This window comes from Shewanella sp. LZH-2 (genome assembly GCF_016859145.1).
Taxonomy (GTDB): domain Bacteria; phylum Pseudomonadota; class Gammaproteobacteria; order Enterobacterales; family Shewanellaceae; genus Shewanella; species Shewanella xiamenensis.
This window is the reverse complement of the sequence record NZ_CP069350.1, coordinates 1,192,175-1,211,927: the sequence shown is the minus strand read 5'-3', so window position 1 is coordinate 1,211,927 and position 19,753 is coordinate 1,192,175. Positions and strand designations below refer to the sequence as shown.

The window sequence follows — 19,753 nt, the reverse complement described above, 5'->3', positions numbered from 1 at the left end:
TAACTGCTGCCTAGATTACGCTTTTAAGACATCAAAATTCAATATTTTTTACAAAAATAGCATTTTTGCCACAAATAACTGCACAGCACTCTTCCATGTTCATTATTTCTAACATAGCATAGCAAATATTAGCCACCCTTAACGAAGACCTCACCCCATTTAACAAGGAAAAGGACAAGGTAAACATCTATGGCCGACTCACCCAACAATCTCGCCCACGAGCATCCTTCACTTGAACACTATTGGATGCCTTTTACCGCCAATCGCCAATTTAAAGCGAGCCCTCGATTACTCGCCAAAGCTGAAGGCATGTATTACACCGATATCAATGGCAACAAGGTATTAGACTCAACCGCGGGGTTATGGTGTTGTAATGCGGGCCATGGTCGACGTGAGATCAGTGAGGCCGTCAGCAAACAAATTCGAGAAATGGATTACGCCCCCTCCTTCCAAATGGGCCATCCCATCGCTTTTGAACTGGCGGAGCGTTTAACCGAACTCAGCCCAGAAGGACTCAACAAAGTATTCTTTACCAACTCAGGCTCTGAGTCGGTAGATACCGCCCTTAAAATGGCACTTTGCTACCATAGAGCCAATGGCCAAGCGTCACGCACCCGCTTTATTGGCCGAGAAATGGGTTACCATGGCGTAGGATTTGGTGGGATCTCCGTGGGGGGGTTAAGCAATAATCGCAAAGCCTTCAGCGGCCAGCTATTGCAAGGCGTGGATCACCTGCCTCACACTTTAGATATTCAACATTCAGCCTTTAGCCGCGGATTACCTAACCTTGGGGCAGAAAAAGCCGAAGTGTTAGAGCAATTAGTCACACTCCATGGCGCCGAAAATATTGCTGCCGTTATTGTTGAACCCATGTCGGGTTCGGCAGGGGTGATTTTACCGCCACAAGGTTACTTAAAGCGCCTACGCGAAATTACCCAAAAATACGGCATCCTGTTGATTTTCGATGAAGTCATTACCGCATTTGGCCGTGTAGGTGCCGCATTCGCTAGTCAGCGCTGGGGCGTTATCCCCGACATAATCACCACAGCCAAAGCCATTAATAATGGCGCCATCCCCATGGGCGCCGTGTTTGTACAGGATTATATTCACGATACTTGCATGCAAGGCCCCACCGAACTTATCGAGTTTTTCCACGGTTATACCTATTCGGGCCATCCAGTCGCTGCCGCCGCAGCACTCGCCACGCTCTCCATCTATGAAAATGAGCAGTTGTTTGAACGCAGCTTCGAACTTGAGCGTTATTTCGAGGATGCCGTTCATAGCCTCAAAGGGCTGCCCAATGTGATTGATATTCGCAACACCGGATTAGTTGCGGGTTTCCAGCTTGCGCCTAATAACGAAGGCGTTGGCAAACGCGGTTATCGGGTGTTCGAGCGCTGTTTTCATCAAGGCACGCTCGTGCGGGCAACGGGCGATATTATCGCCATATCCCCACCACTCATTGTTGAGAAACATCAAATTGACCAAATGGTAAATAGTCTCAGCGATGCCATTCATGCCGTTGGATGATGCACAATTTTCAATCACACGCCCAGAAATTAGGGAAAATAAAGGTTAGCTATGCTTAAGATTACCCACTATGTGAATGGCCAACACACTCCAGCGAGTACAAGAAGCCAAGATATTTTTGAACCAGCCACTGGCGAATGCCGAGGTCAAGTATCCCTCGCCAGCAGCGATGAAGTCGCTGCCGCGATTGCCATCGCCAAAGCGGCCTTTGAGACTTGGTCACAGGTAACGCCCCTTAATCGCGCCCGTGTGCTTTTTAAATTCAAAGCGTTAGTCGAGCAGCATATGGATGAACTGGCGCAGCTCATCACCCTAGAGCACGGCAAAGTGATCGATGATGCCAAAGGAGAACTTATCCGCGGCCTCGAAGTTGTCGAATTTGCCTGTGGTATCCCGCACTTACTCAAAGGGGAGCACACGCAGCAAGTTGGTGGTGGTGTGGATTCTTGGTCCGTTAATCAAGCTTTAGGTGTTGTCGCAGGCATAGCGCCCTTTAACTTCCCCGTGATGGTTCCCATGTGGATGTTCCCAATCGCCATTGCCTGCGGCAACACCTTTATTATGAAACCCTCAGAAAAAGATCCAAGTTCAGTGATGAGGATTGCCGAGTTGCTCAAACAAGCTGGCTTACCTGATGGAGTGTTTAACGTGATCAATGGCGACAAAGAGGCCGTCGATACCCTGCTCACTCATCCAGATGTGCAAGCCATAAGCTTTGTTGGTTCCACTCCAATCGCTGAGTATATCTACAGCACCGCATCCAAACACGGTAAACGGGTACAAGCCTTAGGCGGTGCCAAAAACCATATGCTGCTGATGCCAGACGCGGATTTAGATCAAGCGGTAAGTGCACTGATGGGAGCAGCCTACGGCAGTGCAGGCGAGCGTTGTATGGCGATATCGGTGGTGTTGGCTGTGGGCGATGTGGGCGATAAACTGGTCGACAAGTTATTACCACAAATCCAACAATTAAAAGTGGGCAATGGCCTCACGCCAGAGATGGAAATGGGCCCCCTTATTTCCAAACAACACTTAGCCAAAGTCACTGACTATGTAGAAACTGGAGTTCAGGAAGGAGCAACCTTACTGGTAGACGGCCGACAATTAACCGTTGCCGATCATCAACAAGGTTACTTCTTAGGGGCGTGTTTATTCGACCATGTCACGCCGGATATGCGGATCTATCGCGAAGAAATCTTTGGCCCTGTGCTATCAATTGTTCGAGTCAACGATTATCCCAGTGCACTTAAACTGATAAACCAACATGAATTTGGCAACGGCACCGCCATTTTCACCCAAAGCGGTGAGGCTGCCCGTCATTTTTGTCACCATGTGCAGGTGGGTATGGTCGGCGTTAACGTGCCAATCCCCGTACCGATGGCTTTCCATAGCTTTGGCGGCTGGAAACGCTCACTCTTTGGACCTTTGCATATGCATGGCCCTGATGGTGTTCGTTTTTATACCAAACGCAAAGCCATTACCGCTCGCTGGCCTGTAGGCAAGCAAACTCAGGCCGAGTTTGTTATGCCCACCATGAAATAATCCGGAGCCATTTATGACAGTGAGCGTCACATCAATCATTCGCTTTGCCAGCGCACAACCGCCAGTGGAAAGCTATCAAGTCGCCCCTGAAAAACGGCTGTTGGGTAATCCAACTCAGCAATTGCAAAATCATTATTCTAGCCCTTGTAATCAATTCCATAGTGGAATTTGGCAAAGTGAATCAGGCGCTTGGAAAATCAACTACACTGAATATGAGTATTGTGAAATTCTCGAAGGAACCAGTGTGATCACCGATCTTGAGGGACAATCTCAAACCTTTAGCGTAGGTGATCGCTTTATTATTCCAGCGGGATTTCAAGGTGTGTGGCAAGTCGTCACCCCCTGTCGCAAGGTGTATGTCATCTTCGAACAAAACTCACAGTAATACAGAGGTGCGTTTTGCCTCAATGAACAAAGTTAAAGTGAGTTAGCTTTACCGCCATGAGGTCACAGCAACGGAGTTTCCTTGGCTGTTGTTTGGCAAATTATCGGATGTACAAACCTGTTTTAAAACATAAAAGAAGCTTGTGCATCCGTGTCAATCAAGAAAATGGGAGAAATACCGTGAATAACAACCTACAGAAAAAACGGCTAGCACAACTTGCTGGACTCGCGCTTACTACCAGCTTATTTTCCAGCATAGCCAGTGCAGAAGTGTCTGGTGAGATTAGCTTAACTAACGATTATCGCTTCCGCGGTGTCTCGCAAACCGCTGGAGATCCCGCTGTACAAGGTGGAATAGACTGGAGTTTTGAATCAGGATTTTCCGTCGGCGCCTGGGCCAGTAACGTCGACTTTGATGAACCTGGTTATAATGGCCCAGATGTTGAGTATGACTTCTATGTTGCCTACGGCGGTGATATCAATGATAACGTCAGCTACGACGTGACACTGAACCGCTATAACTATTCGGGCGAGAGTGATCTTGGCTATTTTGAAGTAACGGCTGGCGTCGAGTTTAGCGGATTTCGCGTAGCCTATTGGTATACCAATGACTACGGTGGCACTGATTTAGATTACCACTACGGTGAAGTCAATTATTCCTATGAGTTTGTCGAAAACTGGAATCTCGATCTGCATTACGGCTACAACGTTGGCGATGCATTAGATGATGGTGAAGGCTTCGATAGTTATTCCGATTATTCTGTTGGCGTCTCTACGGAGTTAATGGGATTTGGCCTTTCACTTGCTTGGTTAAGCACTGATTTAAGTGGCGATCAAAAAGTCTCCGACGGTGTATACCAAAACGACGATACCGTCCTCGCGAGCGTTAGTTACGCGTTCTAAGCGCTTTAGCTCATCAGACAAAACGCCCTTACAACCAAGGGCGATTTTTTAGCACTAATGTCATTAAAAAAGCCCTCTTTTGAGGGCTTTAGTTATTTAGTGATTTAGTGAGCTTGTCTATTATATCTTTATTATTTAGCAGACCAACTGCGCATCTTATGGCCTTTGACTGCATAGAAGAGAATAAACAGATAACAAGGTAACATCACCATATACCCGCCCTGCTGCCCCATTTCGGTTGCCGAACTCATTAACCCCCAAGACACTGGACCAAACGCACCGCCGGCAATCCCCATGATAAGGAGCGCAGAACCCGTACTCGTCAATTTGCCCATGCCCGACAAAGCAAGAGGCCATACGGCAGGCCACACAATCGCATTGGCTAATCCTAAGAAAGCAATCAATAGCAAGGTATCAGGTAAAGCTACGCCCCCAAAAGGCACCAACAAAGTGTTAGCAATAGCGTAGGAATTGTTATCCCCAAACAGAATGCCTAAGGTGAGTAATATGCCTAAAATTGCGGAAATCATCAGCGCTGTCGGTTGAGAAATAACGCGAGGGATAAGGATTATCCCCAGCGTATAACCCAGCACCATGCAAACCATAGTGTATGAGGTCATGACCCCGTAATGCTCAACGCCTAAAGATAACGCAAAGGTACCTATAGTATCGCCAGCGATCACCTCTACCGCTACGTACACAAACAGTGCCAACACACCAAATGCTAAGTTAGGGTGAGATAACGCCGCTTTAATCTGGCTTTTATCTGTATGCTCAGCGACTTCATCTTCATTAGATAATTCTGGTAATGGGGATTTTTTCACCGCCAAGGCTAAAACACCGATAAACACCGCCATGCCTAAGTAAGGAAAAACCAAACTATTGGCCATTTCATCAATTTGTACTTGCGTTAATGTTGTGCCGATACGGTCTTTAAAACTATCTAAAATCAACGCCGAGAACACTAACGGTGCAATCACCCCCGCACCTTTGTTCAAAATACCCATCACGCTAACACGCGCCGCCGCAGACTCTTCAGGCCCAAGACGAACAACATAAGGATTTACTGCGGTTTGCAGTAACGTCTGCCCCGCCCCCATAACTAATTGGGCAAATAAAAATAGGGCGAAGATTTGAGTCTTCGCCGCTGGAATGAACAGTAAACCCGCGAGCATCATCACGCCCATGCCCAAGGCCATCCCATTTTTGTAGCCCACTTTACGGATAAGCCACGCCGAGGGCAGTGCAGTAAAGGTCACCGCGATATAGAAAGAAAACAGGATTAATGAAGCTTGGAAGGGATTGAGTTGCAAAATTTGTTTTAAATAGGGCATTAAAGAACCATTCAACCAAGTTGCAAACCCGAGGATGAAAAAGAGTGCTGCCACTATCGCCATGGGGATAAAACTGCTTTTCTGCTGGCTTTTATCGAGTGTCATTTCCATAAACCTGCTTCTTATAGTAATTAATTTTAAGGTGATTGCGGGACAAAAATCCGCTGAGTATTGCACACATCCCTATTGCAACTCATCTGCAATGGCTAATGTTATCATTCGAACCCACCATTGTTTCAGTGATGTTAAAACAAACAACACAAAAAGACAACGCTGTCATTTACGATTTAATCCTAAAATATCGCGTTAAGAGCCACTGTGGCTCCTAAACTTTCACTCACTACTGATTTAAAGCAAAAGACACATATGACGAATAACTCATGTGAAATAAAAAAGCCGCAGAGTTTACTCTGCGGCCTGTTGAAAGCACAAAATAACGAAAGATTAAATCCGCACAAAAATATTGCGACGATACATCCAATACAGCACTAACCATTGAACGGTGAGCAAACCAATCACGGCCGCTAAGTGCTGAGCATTTTCCGGCAATACCGCGATAACGCCACCAAACACACTTTGGGCAATATACTTCCAATCCACTAGGCTCGATGCCAAATAAATAATGATGGCGTTAGTACCAATCACCACAAACACAAAGGCGAACTTTTGCCATTTCAGTACATCCACTAGGGCATAAAACAGCGCTAACAGCAGCATGCTCCAACCGCTAGTAACCAACACAAAAGAGCTTGTCCACAGATCTTTATTGACGGGAATGACACCATCCAGCAACCAACCTAAGGCTAAACAAACACCACCAGCAACGCTCAATAGGCCAACCTTAGCCCACTCCCCTTTTGGATGGGATTTCACAATAAAGTGACCGACAAATACACCCGCTAAGGCGTTGACTACGGCAGGCAGTGTCGATAACAGGCCTTCAGGATCGGGGGTTCGTCCTTGATAGCTCACACCCGGCAATAACAGGCTGTCGACATAAGCATTGATTGACTCAGTGGGTGATAACACACCCGCCTGTCCACCAGGAAACGGTAACCAGAGTTGCGCCGCGCCATAGGCCACTAATATGCCTAGAGCCACCAGCACTTGGGTCCGTAAACGGGTATGCCACACCAGCAAGGCGGCAAAAAACCACGCAAAGGCAATACGGCCTAATACGCTAGCATAACGAATTTTGTCAGGGTCAGCAGGTGCTCCCGTTCCCCAACCATGGTTATAAAGAATGCCGAGCAACAACAGTAAAAATAGCCGCTTAACGCCATGGCGATACACTGGCAGGCGCTCATGCATCGGCAGTTTATCTAAGCGTTTTGGCGATAATCCAAGGGCAACACCGGAGAGGAAAATAAACAGCGGAAAAATCAAATCATAGAAGCGAAAGCCATTCCACTCACTATGATGCATTTGGGTATCACCCCATTGCCAGCCCGCCCAGCCGGTCAAGATAAGCAAGGCGCCAAACAGAGCTTCGCCACCCAAAATCCAAAACATGTCAAAACCGCGTAGGGCATCAAGGGACATCAATCTTGGCTTTGGCTGACGCTTTTTCGCGGCAGCATCCTGAGCATTAACGCCCGCATTGGCGACAGATTCCGGCGCAGTCGTACTCATACCATTATCCTTTATTATTGTTATTTAAATTATTTTTCGAGATGTTGAGCCAAATGCAGACTGTACAATAAAAAAACTTAGCCCCTGTCATCAAAATACGACAAGGGCCAAGGTTAACGGTTTACGAACTCAACACACTAAGGGCGAACATAAACCGCATTTCCAGCAATATAGTTGGCCAGCACTTTATGCTGATTATCCAGCAGCACTAAATCGGCACGCTGCCCTACGGCTAACCGACCGACGCTCTCGGCAATGCCAAGGAACTCGGCTGGATACAAAGATGCCATCCGCAAGGCCTCACCGAGCGGCAAACCGAGCATCTTCACGCTGTTCTCAACCGCTGTCGCCATATCTAACACGCAGCCAGCCAGTTCACCCGTCACCGCATTTAATCTATCGCCGACACGCAGCACCTGAGTACCAAACAGCTCAAAACTGGTTTCATCATCCAGACCCACAGGCGGCATAGCATCAGTCACCAACATCACTTTGCCACGGGGTTTAGCGCGCAGGGCAATTCGAGCGGCAGCAGGATGCACATGGTGACCATCGACAATCAAACCACACCAAGCGGTTTCGCTCTCAATCGCCGCACCTACCACGCCTGGCTCACGGGAACCTAAGGGTGACATAGCATTGTAGAGGTGAGTAAAGCCTGTCGCCCCCGCCGCTAAGGCTGCGACAACGGTATCGTAGTCCGCATTAGAGTGGCCCAAACACACTTTAACGCCAGACTCCACCAACAGGCGGATCACCTCGGGCGAGACGTTTTCAGGCGCTAAAGTCACCACTCGAATACCTAAATCCTGACGGCAAAAGATCGCCAGTTCAGCTTCAGTGATCTCACGGATAAAACCTTGTGGATGGACGCCTTTTTTAGGCACAGACAAATGTGGACCTTCGAAATGCACCCCTAATACACCAGCACTTTTTTGCGCAACCGCAAGAGCAACGGCATCGGCCGCCTTAGCCATCACCTGCACATTATCGGTAATCAGCGTGGGTAAAAATCCTGTGGTACCAAAGCGAGCATGCGCCTTGCCTATGGTTTCAATGCAAGCAACCGTTGGGCTGCTATTGAATAATGCGCCGCCACCGCCGTTAACTTGCACATCGATAAACCCTGGCACTAGGGTGCCTGGGTAGCGAATTTCCTTAGCACCCGATGCGGTGTCTAAGCTGGCTATCAGCCCATCTTCAATGGTGACTGGCACATCCCGATGGAAGGCTTCACCATCAAACAGTTGCTCGGCAATTAAGGTGAATTTCATCCAAACCTCTTTTCAAATTAACGCGGCGATAACGGCCAGCCATTACAGCGTTTGAGTGACTTTTTTCAGCCCTGCGGGTTGGTCAGGGTCAATACCACGGGCAATAGCAACTGCGGCCACGTCGATATAAAAACGTTGTAGCAGGGCTAACGGCGCCACACGTGGATGAATATCCGTCGACGTTTGATTTAAGTGCACTAAATCGGCACCACGTTGGCTCACATTTTCAATCTGCTCGATATGGCTAGCGTAAGACTCATCGCCAATGCACACATCCACAATCGTGAGTTTTTTCTCAACTAAAGTCACCGGACCATGGAGAAACTCTGCGCTACTGAAGGCTTCAGCGTGGATTGAGCACACTTCTTTTAACTTAAGCGCAATTTCCTTAGACACCGCATAACCTAAGCCACGGCCTAACACGACTAAGTTTTTAACGTTTTCAACTGATTCAGGCGTCAGTTGTGGTTCAGCATCAACCGCAGTTTGTAGTGCTTGCGGTAATGAGTTAACTGCTGCTGCGAGGGATTCGCTCTGCGTCCATGCCGAGGCTAATTGCAAAATTGCTGATAATGTGGCTAGGTAACTCTTGGTTGCAGCAACGGCTTTTTCTTCGCCTGCACGTAATGGCACTACCACATCGACGATATCCTTGATTGGCGCGGTTTCATCGTTCACTAACGCCACACAAAACGCGCCTGCGTTTTTCGCCATACGCGCCTGGGCTAAAATATCAGGGCTACGGCCAGATTGTGAAATCACAATCACTAACCCGCCTTCTAACTTCAAGGTTTTACCATAAACGCTGGCTACCGATGGCGCGGCGGCAAACGTTGGCACGCCGACTTCAATTTCAAAAAGATATTTAGCAAATACACCCGCATGGTCCGATGAACCACGGCCCACAATCATCACAAAACGGGGATCGAAAGCACGCAGTTTTTCACCTAACTGCTGCATTAAATCGGCGTTAGCGGCTAACTGACCCGCAATCTTCTGCGGCGCGGTGCGAGCTTCTTGCTCCATAATAGTGTTTGTCATGTTATTTACCTTACAAATCAATACGGGTATTGCTTTAGCACTGATGCGCTAAAACGGCTTATCCATTAATGTTGATTGAGTTAAATTGCTGCTGAGCGAAGTACATGGCACCCAATTCTGGCGGTGCTAAGGTTTCAGAAATCTTTGCTACCACATCGCTGCCAAGCCAGGCCTGTAGCGGTTCGGCAAGGCCACCGATCATCGAAAAACGCACCGGATTGAGGCTAAACAGCTTGCGTGCCATTTCACTGATGTAATCGGCTCCTTCCTGCACAATCCCGCGAGCGACTTCATCACCCGCGTTTGCACAATCGAGTACGCTTCTGGCTAATTCGGCATAGCAACTCGAAGACTTACCGGCGAGATGCTCGACGATGCCCAAGGCATCACTTACCCCAAAATGGTTTAACAGCATCTTGGTTAAAGCAGTCGGCGCGGCAAAGCCATCGAGGGCGAGTAACACATGCTCGGCGGCTTTTAAGCCAAGCCAAGCACCGCTGCCCTTATCACCCAGCGCAAAACCGTGGCCACCAATACTTAAGCTGTCATCACCGACATGGGCATAACCGCAAGAACCTGTGCCCGTAATAATCACCGCACCATCCGCGCCGCGGTGTGCACCGATACAAGCGGTATGAAGATCCGTAGTGACATACATGGCAGCAAACGGATGCTGCCAGCTGATCACGTCCTGATACAGGCGCGGCACATTGACTCCCGCCAGCCCTAAGCCCGCGACGAGTAAATGGCTATCGGTTTCCTTCATGCCCGCATCCAACAGAGCTTGGCGAGTCGATGCTTCAATCGATGCAAATGCTTGTGCAAGACCATGCAGCGGATTAGCGCGCCCAGCAACACCTGTCCCTAAAACGGTACCGTCCGCAGTATAGATAGTGGCTCGGCACTTACTGCCGCCCCCATCAACACCGATAAACAGTTGTTGATCTTTTGTCTGGACTAACCCCATGACACCCCTCTTCATCTCTTAATGCAGCGCTACCGTTGCTTATACTTATGCCGTTAATACGACACTCAACTTTAGTTAACTCAATGTTACAGCAAAAATGACAGCGTTGTCATTTACTTTTTGAAGCAATTTATAATCAAATGTCAGGCGAAAGAATTGACTGAAAGTGAAAAAGAAAAAGGCTGTATTTTTCTTTTAAAATACAGCCAGATACATAACAGATTAATTAACGATTAAGCTTCTGCCTTTGCGGATACCATCAGCAGCAATAGCACGGATCTCAACGGGCGCAGTTACCGCCTGCCCTGCTTGATAGGATTGCCATTGCCCACTCACTTGTCGCCACTCAATCTTAAGTCCTGGATAAGCCACGTTGGCAAACAGTTTACCGTCACGGATCTCGGCACCGACAGTCGGCACTCGGTAATCGATACCTGACTTATCGAGTTTAATAAACTCCTTATGCCCTAAGGTATTGGCCATTTGCTGCCAAGATTGTGCCTGCGCGTCACGCATTGCCGCAGTAAAGTGCCCAGTGCTTTGGTTATACAATGCACCTTGATATTGGTAAGGCACTTCCCACTCTGCTTGATGCCAAGCACGCTCAGCCAGCATCAATAAACGAGGGAAAATCATGTACTCAACGGTATCGTTGCTGCGAATGGTTTCACTCCACAACTGCCCCTGTAAACCAGCAAAGTTTTTACCTTGCTCCCGTGGTCCAGATTTTTTGCCTTTCTCATCGATTCTTGCCCTATCGTCGGCTTCGAAAGGCAGATTTTGCAAGTCGGTCCACTGCTCCGCATTCGCCACTAAGTTATCCGGCATAAAGCTAAACACTTTGTGCGCGTTGGTGGCGCGGCTTGCCCAATAATAGCCATGCTCTTTAGGATCGGCTTCGTAGGGAAAATCAAAATAAAGCACTTCAGGATTCGAGAGCACCACATCCCAACCGTTGTTCACTTGCTGATTGGCTTGCTCATATCCTTTATAGGCGATCACATCCCAAATATTAGATTGGACTTTAGCTGGCATATAGCTTGGGCGAACATGGCTCATGCCATCACTCCAACCTGCGGCTTCAATGCCTTTTTCCGCCAGTTGATTCGATATCCGCTCAATAAAGTAAGCGCCTAAATCCTCGATGGATTTCACGCCTTTATCGTTATTGGCTACAAAGGATAAACACTCAGGAGATTGCTTCCACGCCCCAGCGGTTTCGTCGGCGCCGATATGGTATCGAGTTAATGGTTGACCCGCGGCTTGGTGTAATTTGGCAATTTCATCAATGACTTTATCGACAAACTGATAGGTCGATTCCATACAGACGTTCAAAGTGTTGTCGTTGTAATACTGCACCGAAGAATACACAGTTGTATCAGCCGCATCCGACAACAAATAGGTTTTCGCCTCAGTAGGCTTACCTTGGGCGAGTAATTTACGATAACGCGCTTCCATGGATTTTATCGCCGCGCGGCTATGGCCAGGCATGTCCATCGAAGGGATCACTTGAATTTGGCGCGCATCGGCGTATTTGAGAATATCGATGTAGTCTTGTTTGCTATAGAAACCATTGACACTTGACTCCGCAACAGGCCCACTGCCAAGCTGCGGTAATAAACAGGTATTTTCCTCAAGATCGTGGCAACGCTTACTACCAATATCGGTCAGTTCAGGCAGGCCATCAATCTCTAAGCGCCAACCTTCATCATCGGCCATATGCAGATGTAATTTGTTGAGTTTGTAAGCCGCCATTTGATCAATCAACGCAAAAATCATCGCCTTACTGTGGAAATTACGCGCCACATCGATATGCATACCGCGGAATGGATATCTTGGGCTATCTTCAATTGTCATCGCATTTACGCGCAAATCATGCACATCAATCAAACTGGCAAGCGATGATAACGCATAGGAAAATCCTGCCGCATCACCTGCGGCAATTTTGATACCATCGGGTTTGATATCCAGCAGATAACTGCTCTCTACGCCTTGGCGCCAGCTCAGTTTCACCACTAAGCCTTGGTCTGACTCTTTAACACCCAAACGTGCTAAGCGTTCAAGCGCCGCAGCCACTTGCTCGGTTTTAAAAGACTGATTTTCAGCGGATGGACTCAATACTGACGCGACATCCAATTTAATGCCAGAGGTGAGTGATACCGCTTTATCGTGAGAATGGATCGCGACTTTTTGCGGCGTGGGAATAATGGTATTGACCGCTAAACTGGCATCTTCACTGACATTTTGGTTATTGCTAAATAGCTGTGATGCGGTCGCAGGCACTAATTTATCCGCATCAGTGCGGCGATACTGTTTCACCATATCGGTGAACGGCTCAACATAGGGACGCACTTCCATTCGAGTCTCAGGATCTTGCTGCACTTGCGTGCTGGCAATCACCACTGGCGATAAATCCCCAGCAACGATGTAATAGTTTGGCATGGCATCGGTTTCGGACAGTTGCCAAAGCTCACCACGGAACCTTAAGGTCTTTTTAACCCCTTTGTTAAAACCGCTGAATGCCTCAGTAGGCGCAATGCGATAAAGATCACCCTTGATATGAGTGATGGAAAACTCTTTGCCTTCAACCGATTGCACCGGACGCATCTGGCTAAAATAAATCGCCCAGTCATGACCTTTGAGATCAACGCCAGGGACAAAATCAATTTCAGCTACAAAACAACGACCTTCAGCGGCGGCTTTGTCACAGTTATTATCGGGTCGGTTGGTGAGCACGCGATAACTCACGCCCAAAGTATCCCCAAACTGCTGCAAGTGTGCTTGGGTTAATGACGCAGGCGTGGCGAGCTCGGCTGAGCTTGGCACTGGCACATTCACTGTTTTAGGCGCTTGGCTACAGGCACTTAAACCTAATGCAAATAAAATGGCGGTGGCGGCAATCGTTTTATTCATGATATTCCTTTTCTAGCTTCAGAAATGGCTACAATCTGAAGGAAGTTACTAACGTCCGCAGTCTTTCCCCTTGGTGAAACAGTCGCTCACTCGATAGTGCTAAGTGCTCACTATCGAGGGAGGCTGAACCTGAGACATTGGCAAGATCATTTAATGTACGAGAAATCGCTTCGGTGACACAGGTTTGCTCCTGCGCCGCATGGGAAACTTCGATATTCATATTACTGATATTTGAAACTAAATCAGTCACTTTAGATAGAACGAGCTTAATTTCTTCCGAACGGTTGACCCCTTGATTGGAGAGAGTCTGACTCGATTGCATCACATTCACGGTTTCGGCAACTCGGCTTTGCACCTGTTGGATCATTTTTTGGATTTCACCTGTCGCCTGTTGGGTGCGGCTCGCTAAAGAGCGCACTTCATCGGCAACAACGGCAAAACCACGCCCCTGCTCACCCGCTCTGGCAGCTTCAATCGCAGCATTTAACGCCAGCAGATTAGTCTGTTCGGCAATGCTGCTGATCACCACTACAACTTCATCAATACGCTGCGTTTCCTGTTGTAACTGCGACACCGACTGAGCCGAACGTGCTAACTCAGCCGCAAGTTGGCGAGTAATGGCTAAGCCCGAGTCAAACTGACGCTGACCATCGTCAACCGCTCTATCGGCTTGGGTTGCCGCATCGGCGGTACGTTTAGCATTGATGGCCACTTCGTTGGCACTGGCACTCAATTGAGTCACGGCCGTGACCGCGGCTTCGGTTTCTTTAAGCTGAGCTTGCACACGCTGGTTGTTGCTTTGCGACAGGGTTCCAAGCGCCTTAGCATCGCCCAATAGCAGAGCAGAGGTTTCATGCACCCTTGAAATTGTACCGTGAATGTGTTCGACAAAACCGTTGAAAGCATTGGCAAGTTTGCCGATTTCATCTTCGCTCTCCACGGGTAATCGATGACTTAAATCGCCATCACCATTAGCAATCTCTTCTAACGCGGTGACAACCTTATCTAATGGGGTGATCACTAAACGCTTTAAAATAATGAAAATCACGAAGAGGCTGCCCGCTAAAATCAACAAAGCCTGTATAAAGTAGCTCAGCAACAACTCGGATAACTGCGCTTTTACGGGCAAAATGGAAAAAGTAATGGTTAAGCGTCCGGTAGGATTACCTTGGTCGCTAAACTGTAACTCTCTTGTTTGTAGATAGTTGACGGCAACTGCCTCGGCTTGTTTATCCTCTGCGAGCAGCTTACCGCGATGATCAACAACGGTAATTTGATAAATTTGTTTAGACTTTAACATGACGGATAATACAGCCCGGATCTGTTCGTAATCGTAGGTAAAAATCGGCTGTGCCATTGTGACTTGCAGATTAGCGACCGTATTGTCTTCAAAGGCCATTTCGCTGCTCATTAACTTATTGCTCGCCAACCAATAGGACGCCCCAAACAAGGCGCTCACTATCATAAATATCGCCGCAGCTAGCCCAATTTGTACTTTTAAGGCTAAATTTTTCATTATGTTGCACCTTGCATACTAAATAGATCTAACCACAGCTCCTGGCGTTCAATCGGCGTTAAGGGATGTAAATCTGGCGTATCTAAGCGGATAATCACGCGCCGCTCAAACTGCGCATCACGGTAGAGCTGCTCAATCTTAAGTTCACGATTAAACATTTCATCGAAGCTACCGTCGCTAATCATGTGTTCAAGCCCCGCTAAGATTGCCTCAGCTAACTCGGGGCGTTTTGGTGAGACAAAAAAATAGGCCGGAGAGCGATATTGCAGCAGGATATGGCTATCAATCTTAAGTGCGGGATCGGGGTGGCTCGCAAGTTCATCGCCGATTTCCTGTGCGCCAAGCGCAAGGTAGTCGAACCGTCCACCTTCTAACATAGGGTATAGATTGGTGTACTGATAGCTCGTTACCAACGGCACACCATTGGCTTCGAGAATGCTCGCATCGGGCCAATAACGGTTTTGCCCAGCGGTTAATTGTTTAAAATCCGCCAGTGTTTTTACGTTGGCAAACTTAGCCTCATCACTCTTACGGATAATTAATAATCTGTTACCAAGCAATCCCTTAAACAGTGGGATCCGTACGGGCAGCATGGTTTCCTCAAGCTCTTTGGAAGTCATGCTCCAAAATACGTCAACAGTGCCGGCAAGTGCTTCTTCTGCATTGCGTTTTTGGTTCATCTGCGTCGACATTTGTTCTACTTGATACGTCTTGCCGGAGCGGCGCAGCGCCTCTTTAAGCAGATTAAACTGCCATTGCTGTTGGATGGTAGTCACTATCTTGATAGGAGTGGGATTGCTTGCCGAAGAAGTGCCAGCCGCAAAAGCAGCATTAGTAAGCGTGAACGACATTTGCTCCACAGCGGCTATCGCGGTGAAACTCAACGCACACAGCATAACGCTCGGCCAGAGTCCCAAGATGGACATCAACAAACGCTTAGCCAGAGTTGTCACTACGCTGCAAAGCAATGTAGCAATATGAATAACCATGAATCGCAGCCTCTTTTATAACTGGAAAATCCAGCGAGTTTTATTTATTAATGCCGCTAACTTGTTTGCTTATCCTAAGCAAGGTCGCTCTACCTAAAAAAATGGCTGGGCACTGCTTACAGTACCCAGCCAACGCTAGTTTCTGGGGAGAGACTATCAAATATTAAAGACAAACGTACCGCCGCCCGACCAGCAATACTTCTGCCAAACACATGAATAAGGAGACCTCATCCTCTTCATGCAGACCTTACTAAACAACGCATCACACAAGCATATGACAGCGTTGTCATTCATTAAATTACACAAGAAAGAACAGGATTTCTACATTTTTTTGACAAATAGCTTTATATTTTTAAGTAAGATGAATTTATTCCTTAAATTTCATTTAGTTAAATTAAAATCTATATTTATCAACCTATGTGACAACGCTGTCTTTGACTGATAACATAGGCGCAACAACTCAAACGCCACACTCAGTTATCTTAAAAAGATGCTCACATATATCCCTACCTTTAAGCGTAAAAACACCTTCAGCGGCCAATATTATCGGTCGTTAACGGTACTGCTCACTCTGTTAAGCACATGGATAGTTTGGTTTGTTCAATTCGCACAACCATTTGAGTTAATTAAAGAATATGGCAAGTTTATATTTTTAGGGATAACTGGAGCTATCTTTGCTAATTCAACTGGAGCAGGCGGAGGCGTTATTTTCATCCCAGTGTTCTCTAGTTTAGATTTTACAGAAACTCAAAGCGTTTCAACGTCTTTTATGATCCAGTGTTTTGGCATGACTGCTGGCGCAATTTCATGGTCAAGATACTATCAACAACATCACCATACGGATAAAACCTGGTGTGGTTTTATTCCATGTATCTTGCTTTGTGCATGCTTTTCAGTACTCGGCCTTTGGAGCAGTGAGTTATGGCAACTGACTTCGCCCTCTTCGCTCCACACCAGTTTTAGCCTTTTCTCTATCGCGCTTGGGATAGCAATCATTTTCAGCAGTCAACACCGCTATCTGCAAAGTAATAGTCTTAAATCCATAGACTATTTTTGTTTAGCGGTTATTGGTTACTTTGGCGGGATCATCACCGCTTGGTTGTCTGTTGGTGTAGGTGAACTGATTGTAATCTATCTGATGTTACGAGGTATCTGCGCCAAGATGGCGGTCGCGGTTGGCGTTGTGGTATCAGCCATAACCGTTTGGTCGGCAAGCCCAATACACGTGTTCTCCGACCACAGTCACGCTTTATATGAATTAGTGCTATTTGCAGGACCCGGTGCAATTATCGGAGGATTGTTAGCCCGCAAGCTGGCGCTATATCTTCCAGTCAAAACCTTAAAACTGTTTTTTGCAAGCTGGATTATTTTGACTGGGAGTGTGATGCTAGCAAACTAAATAGCCTCAATTACAATAGTTCGCTTTAATATTATTAAAACGAACTATATAAAATTGAGTTTATTTTTCCATCACTAAATCAATTAAATTTAATGAGCAAAGATGCGCGTAAATAGCCGAATAGAAACCTCGTTTAGCAAAATCAAGTAATGTCGTATCATCTAACTGCTGCAGTTTTCCTTCGTCAATGGTATATATTCCATCAATATTGGTTTTAGTGCCATCAAGTGTAGTCACTGTTAATGTACGTGGTTGCAACAGTCCATGATTGAGTAACACTTTGATAAAGTACTTTGTCATCTCATGATAACTAGCCTGTAAACTCGCCAATTCAAGTTTTTTTGATAAATAAACCGTTTGATTGCCTGAATCATCAAATAAACGATGCGCTTCATGTTCTGCCACTGATGAATTATTGACATCGACACCCAAGATAACTTTGTCGTTATCTATATAACTCATTCCAAAAGGATACAATTGAACTTGAATAGGTAAATAGCGACATTGCCACTGACCGTTTTTGAGTAACTTATTAGTATTAGGCTTAAGTGCAGTAATCGCAATGGAGAGGAACTCACCAGTTTGAGCGTTTTTTGTAAACACGATAGGGAAACTGGTCGCAGCAGACATAAACTCTTGAACCTGAAGAGGGAGCATATGCATGGTTTCAAAAAGGCTGTAATCAACCTTATCCCCAATCGCTAAATTTTTATGACTTGCGTCATTTAAAGGTACAAATTGTGTTTTCATTTTATTTTTCCTTTTTACACATTAAATTAAAGCGCTTAGATAGCTTGCAAGCCATAAGTACAAATCTTATCAATCAATTCTCTATGTTCTGGTAACCCCTCAAACATTTGGCGCTTCACATTAGACATGTTACTCATATAAGCATTCAAATTAGCTTTTGCGACTAAACCTCTATCATGCGGTTGAGTCGGATATTTCATCCCATAAAGAACATATAAGTAATTATCTAAGTTAAACACCTCAAACTTTGAGGGGAAATCCTCTGCAATAGGGCTAAATGACTTCCACATGTTAAGCCGCTCTTTTAACGGCTCAGGAATTGTCTCTTCACGCTGATTATCAAGCCAAAATGCCGAGTCATTTCTATCTGACAAACAATAATGCAATTTGGCAAATTCGACGACCCTTTCCCATGCGTGGTTAACAGTGCGATTAAAACGCATTGATAAGTAATCCACCTCATCTTTATTAGCAGGGAAACGTTCAGCAAGAAATCGAGCAGAAAAGTCCGTTAATAAAATTGAAGTCGCTTCTATGGGTTCTAAAAAGCCCTGTGCCAGCCCTAATGCAACGCAGTTTTTGACCCAAAATTGTTGACGATAGCCTACCGTCATAGGGATTTTGCGATGGGGAATATCGGCAAGTTTACCACCAAGATAACGGTCAAACTTTTGTTCAGCTTCAGTTTGATTCATATGCGCTGATGAATATACAAATCCTGTACCGCGGCGCTGGGTAAGCGCAATATCCCAAATCCACCCGGCTTGATGTGCTGTTGCTTTAGTATAAGGAGGAATAACATCAGCAGGCTGAGTCGGAATTTGCGCAACTAATGCCGTATCAATAAAAAGTTGCTGCGCTTTACTGATAAATGGCACTTTTAATGCCTTAGCTAACAAAATAGATTCAAAGCCACTGCAATCAATATAGAAATCAAAAGATAGATTCCCCTGCTCAGTCTGCAATGACTCGATAGCGCCATCTACACCTAAGCACACGTCGTGTACCGTCGTTAAAATATGCTCTACATTAAATTTCTCAATGGCATTTTTAGCGAGTAATTTGGCAAACTTTGCTGCATTGAGGTGATAGGCATAGCCTAAAACACCAGCATATTCTGGCGTAGTAATGAGCTTTGGTGCTTTAGCCGCTTCGCAAGCTAAATGCTGTGGGGAAACAAAATCGGCAAAATATCCGCTTTGTTCGGCCAACCACGTCGATACAGCGTCACCTTGGTGTAAATTAATGATATCGAATAGATGATGATAAAAATTATGCTTACCGTGACGCGATTTATCTAACCAGTTCACAAATTTAATAGACTGTTTAAACGTGACATCGCATGTTCGAATAAATTCTGACTCACTAATACCAAAACTCTGTAATGATTTTCTAATCGAAGGCACTGTACCTTCCCCGACACCAATAATAGGAATATCAGGAGATTCAATCACGGAAATAGATAACCCAGAACGCCCCTTCAATGCTCGGCCTAAGTGGTTCGCCGCTAACCAACCTGAAGTACCGCCACCTATAATAGCTATTTTTCTGATTGTCATCACGAGCCTCTAAATTGGAG

15 protein-coding genes are annotated in these 19,753 nt (G+C 46.4%); 5 read left to right on the top strand and 10 right to left on the bottom strand.

Annotated features, from left to right (window positions below):
• Positions 1–189: 189 nt before the first annotated feature.
• The 4 genes from JM642_RS05460 (at position 190) to JM642_RS05445 (ending at position 4,359) form a co-directional block, all read left to right on the top strand.
• Positions 190–1,530: an aspartate aminotransferase family protein gene (locus tag JM642_RS05460; protein ID WP_203433080.1), complete on the top strand. Its 1,341-nt coding sequence runs from the start codon at positions 190–192 to the stop codon at positions 1,528–1,530.
• A gap of 51 nt (positions 1,531–1,581) precedes the next feature.
• Positions 1,582–3,072: a CoA-acylating methylmalonate-semialdehyde dehydrogenase gene (locus JM642_RS05455; RefSeq protein WP_203433078.1), complete on the top strand. Its 1,491-nt coding sequence runs from the start codon at positions 1,582–1,584 to the stop codon at positions 3,070–3,072.
• A 13-nt stretch (positions 3,073–3,085) separates the two neighbouring features.
• Positions 3,086–3,457: a cupin domain-containing protein gene (locus tag JM642_RS05450; protein WP_144346258.1), complete on the top strand. Its 372-nt coding sequence runs from the start codon at positions 3,086–3,088 to the stop codon at positions 3,455–3,457.
• A 179-nt stretch (positions 3,458–3,636) separates the two neighbouring features.
• A complete protein-coding gene (locus JM642_RS05445; RefSeq protein WP_047534705.1) occupies positions 3,637–4,359 on the top strand; it encodes a TorF family putative porin in 723 nt (240 codons plus the stop codon).
• Between the two features lie 131 nt (positions 4,360–4,490).
• Here the strand turns inward: JM642_RS05445 and JM642_RS05440 are convergent, their stop codons facing one another.
• The 8 genes from JM642_RS05440 to JM642_RS05405 all read right to left on the bottom strand — a co-directional run bounded on the left by JM642_RS05440 (position 4,491) and on the right by JM642_RS05405 (position 16,025).
• Positions 4,491–5,798: a sugar MFS transporter gene (locus JM642_RS05440; protein WP_203433743.1), complete on the bottom strand. Its 1,308-nt coding sequence runs from the start codon at positions 5,796–5,798 to the stop codon at positions 4,491–4,493.
• Positions 5,799–6,137: 339 nt separating this feature from the next.
• Positions 6,138–7,325, bottom strand: coding sequence for a DUF5009 domain-containing protein (locus JM642_RS05435; RefSeq protein ID WP_203433076.1), 1,188 nt, complete (start codon positions 7,323–7,325; stop codon positions 6,138–6,140).
• Positions 7,326–7,462: 137 nt separating this feature from the next.
• Positions 7,463–8,599, bottom strand: coding sequence for an N-acetylglucosamine-6-phosphate deacetylase (gene nagA / locus JM642_RS05430; RefSeq protein WP_203433074.1), 1,137 nt, complete (start codon positions 8,597–8,599; stop codon positions 7,463–7,465).
• Positions 8,600–8,641: 42 nt separating this feature from the next.
• A complete protein-coding gene (locus JM642_RS05425; RefSeq protein WP_172589553.1) occupies positions 8,642–9,640 on the bottom strand; it encodes an SIS domain-containing protein in 999 nt (332 codons plus the stop codon).
• A 58-nt stretch (positions 9,641–9,698) separates the two neighbouring features.
• Positions 9,699–10,607, bottom strand: a complete 909-nt coding sequence (locus JM642_RS05420) for a BadF/BadG/BcrA/BcrD ATPase family protein (RefSeq protein ID WP_203433072.1) — start codon at positions 10,605–10,607, stop codon at positions 9,699–9,701.
• A 222-nt stretch (positions 10,608–10,829) separates the two neighbouring features.
• A complete protein-coding gene (locus tag JM642_RS05415; protein ID WP_203433070.1) occupies positions 10,830–13,520 on the bottom strand; it encodes a family 20 glycosylhydrolase in 2,691 nt (896 codons plus the stop codon).
• A gap of 28 nt (positions 13,521–13,548) precedes the next feature.
• Positions 13,549–15,036 carry a methyl-accepting chemotaxis protein gene (locus JM642_RS05410; RefSeq protein ID WP_203433068.1) on the bottom strand — a complete coding sequence of 496 codons (1,488 nt, stop codon included), beginning with the start codon at positions 15,034–15,036 and terminating at the stop codon, positions 13,549–13,551.
• Entirely contained in the window at positions 15,036–16,025 is a 990-nt protein-coding gene (locus tag JM642_RS05405; RefSeq protein WP_055648325.1) for a transporter substrate-binding domain-containing protein, read from the bottom strand. The genes JM642_RS05410 and JM642_RS05405 overlap by 1 nt, the downstream gene beginning before the upstream one ends.
• A 490-nt stretch (positions 16,026–16,515) precedes the next feature.
• Here JM642_RS05405 and JM642_RS05400 point away from each other — a divergent pair, with 490 nt between their 5' ends.
• Positions 16,516–17,424: a sulfite exporter TauE/SafE family protein gene (locus JM642_RS05400; protein WP_203433066.1), complete on the top strand. Its 909-nt coding sequence runs from the start codon at positions 16,516–16,518 to the stop codon at positions 17,422–17,424.
• A 60-nt stretch (positions 17,425–17,484) separates the two neighbouring features.
• Here JM642_RS05400 and JM642_RS05395 read toward each other — a convergent pair whose 3' ends face one another.
• Together JM642_RS05395 and JM642_RS05390 are read right to left on the bottom strand one after the other, a co-directional pair.
• Positions 17,485–18,174, bottom strand: a complete 690-nt coding sequence (locus JM642_RS05395) for a SapC family protein (protein ID WP_037421029.1) — start codon at positions 18,172–18,174, stop codon at positions 17,485–17,487.
• A 35-nt stretch (positions 18,175–18,209) separates the two neighbouring features.
• Positions 18,210–19,733 (bottom strand): tryptophan halogenase family protein, encoded by a 1,524-nt coding sequence (locus JM642_RS05390; protein WP_188869785.1) that lies wholly within the window; start codon positions 19,731–19,733, stop codon positions 18,210–18,212.
• Positions 19,734–19,753 lie beyond the last annotated feature (20 nt).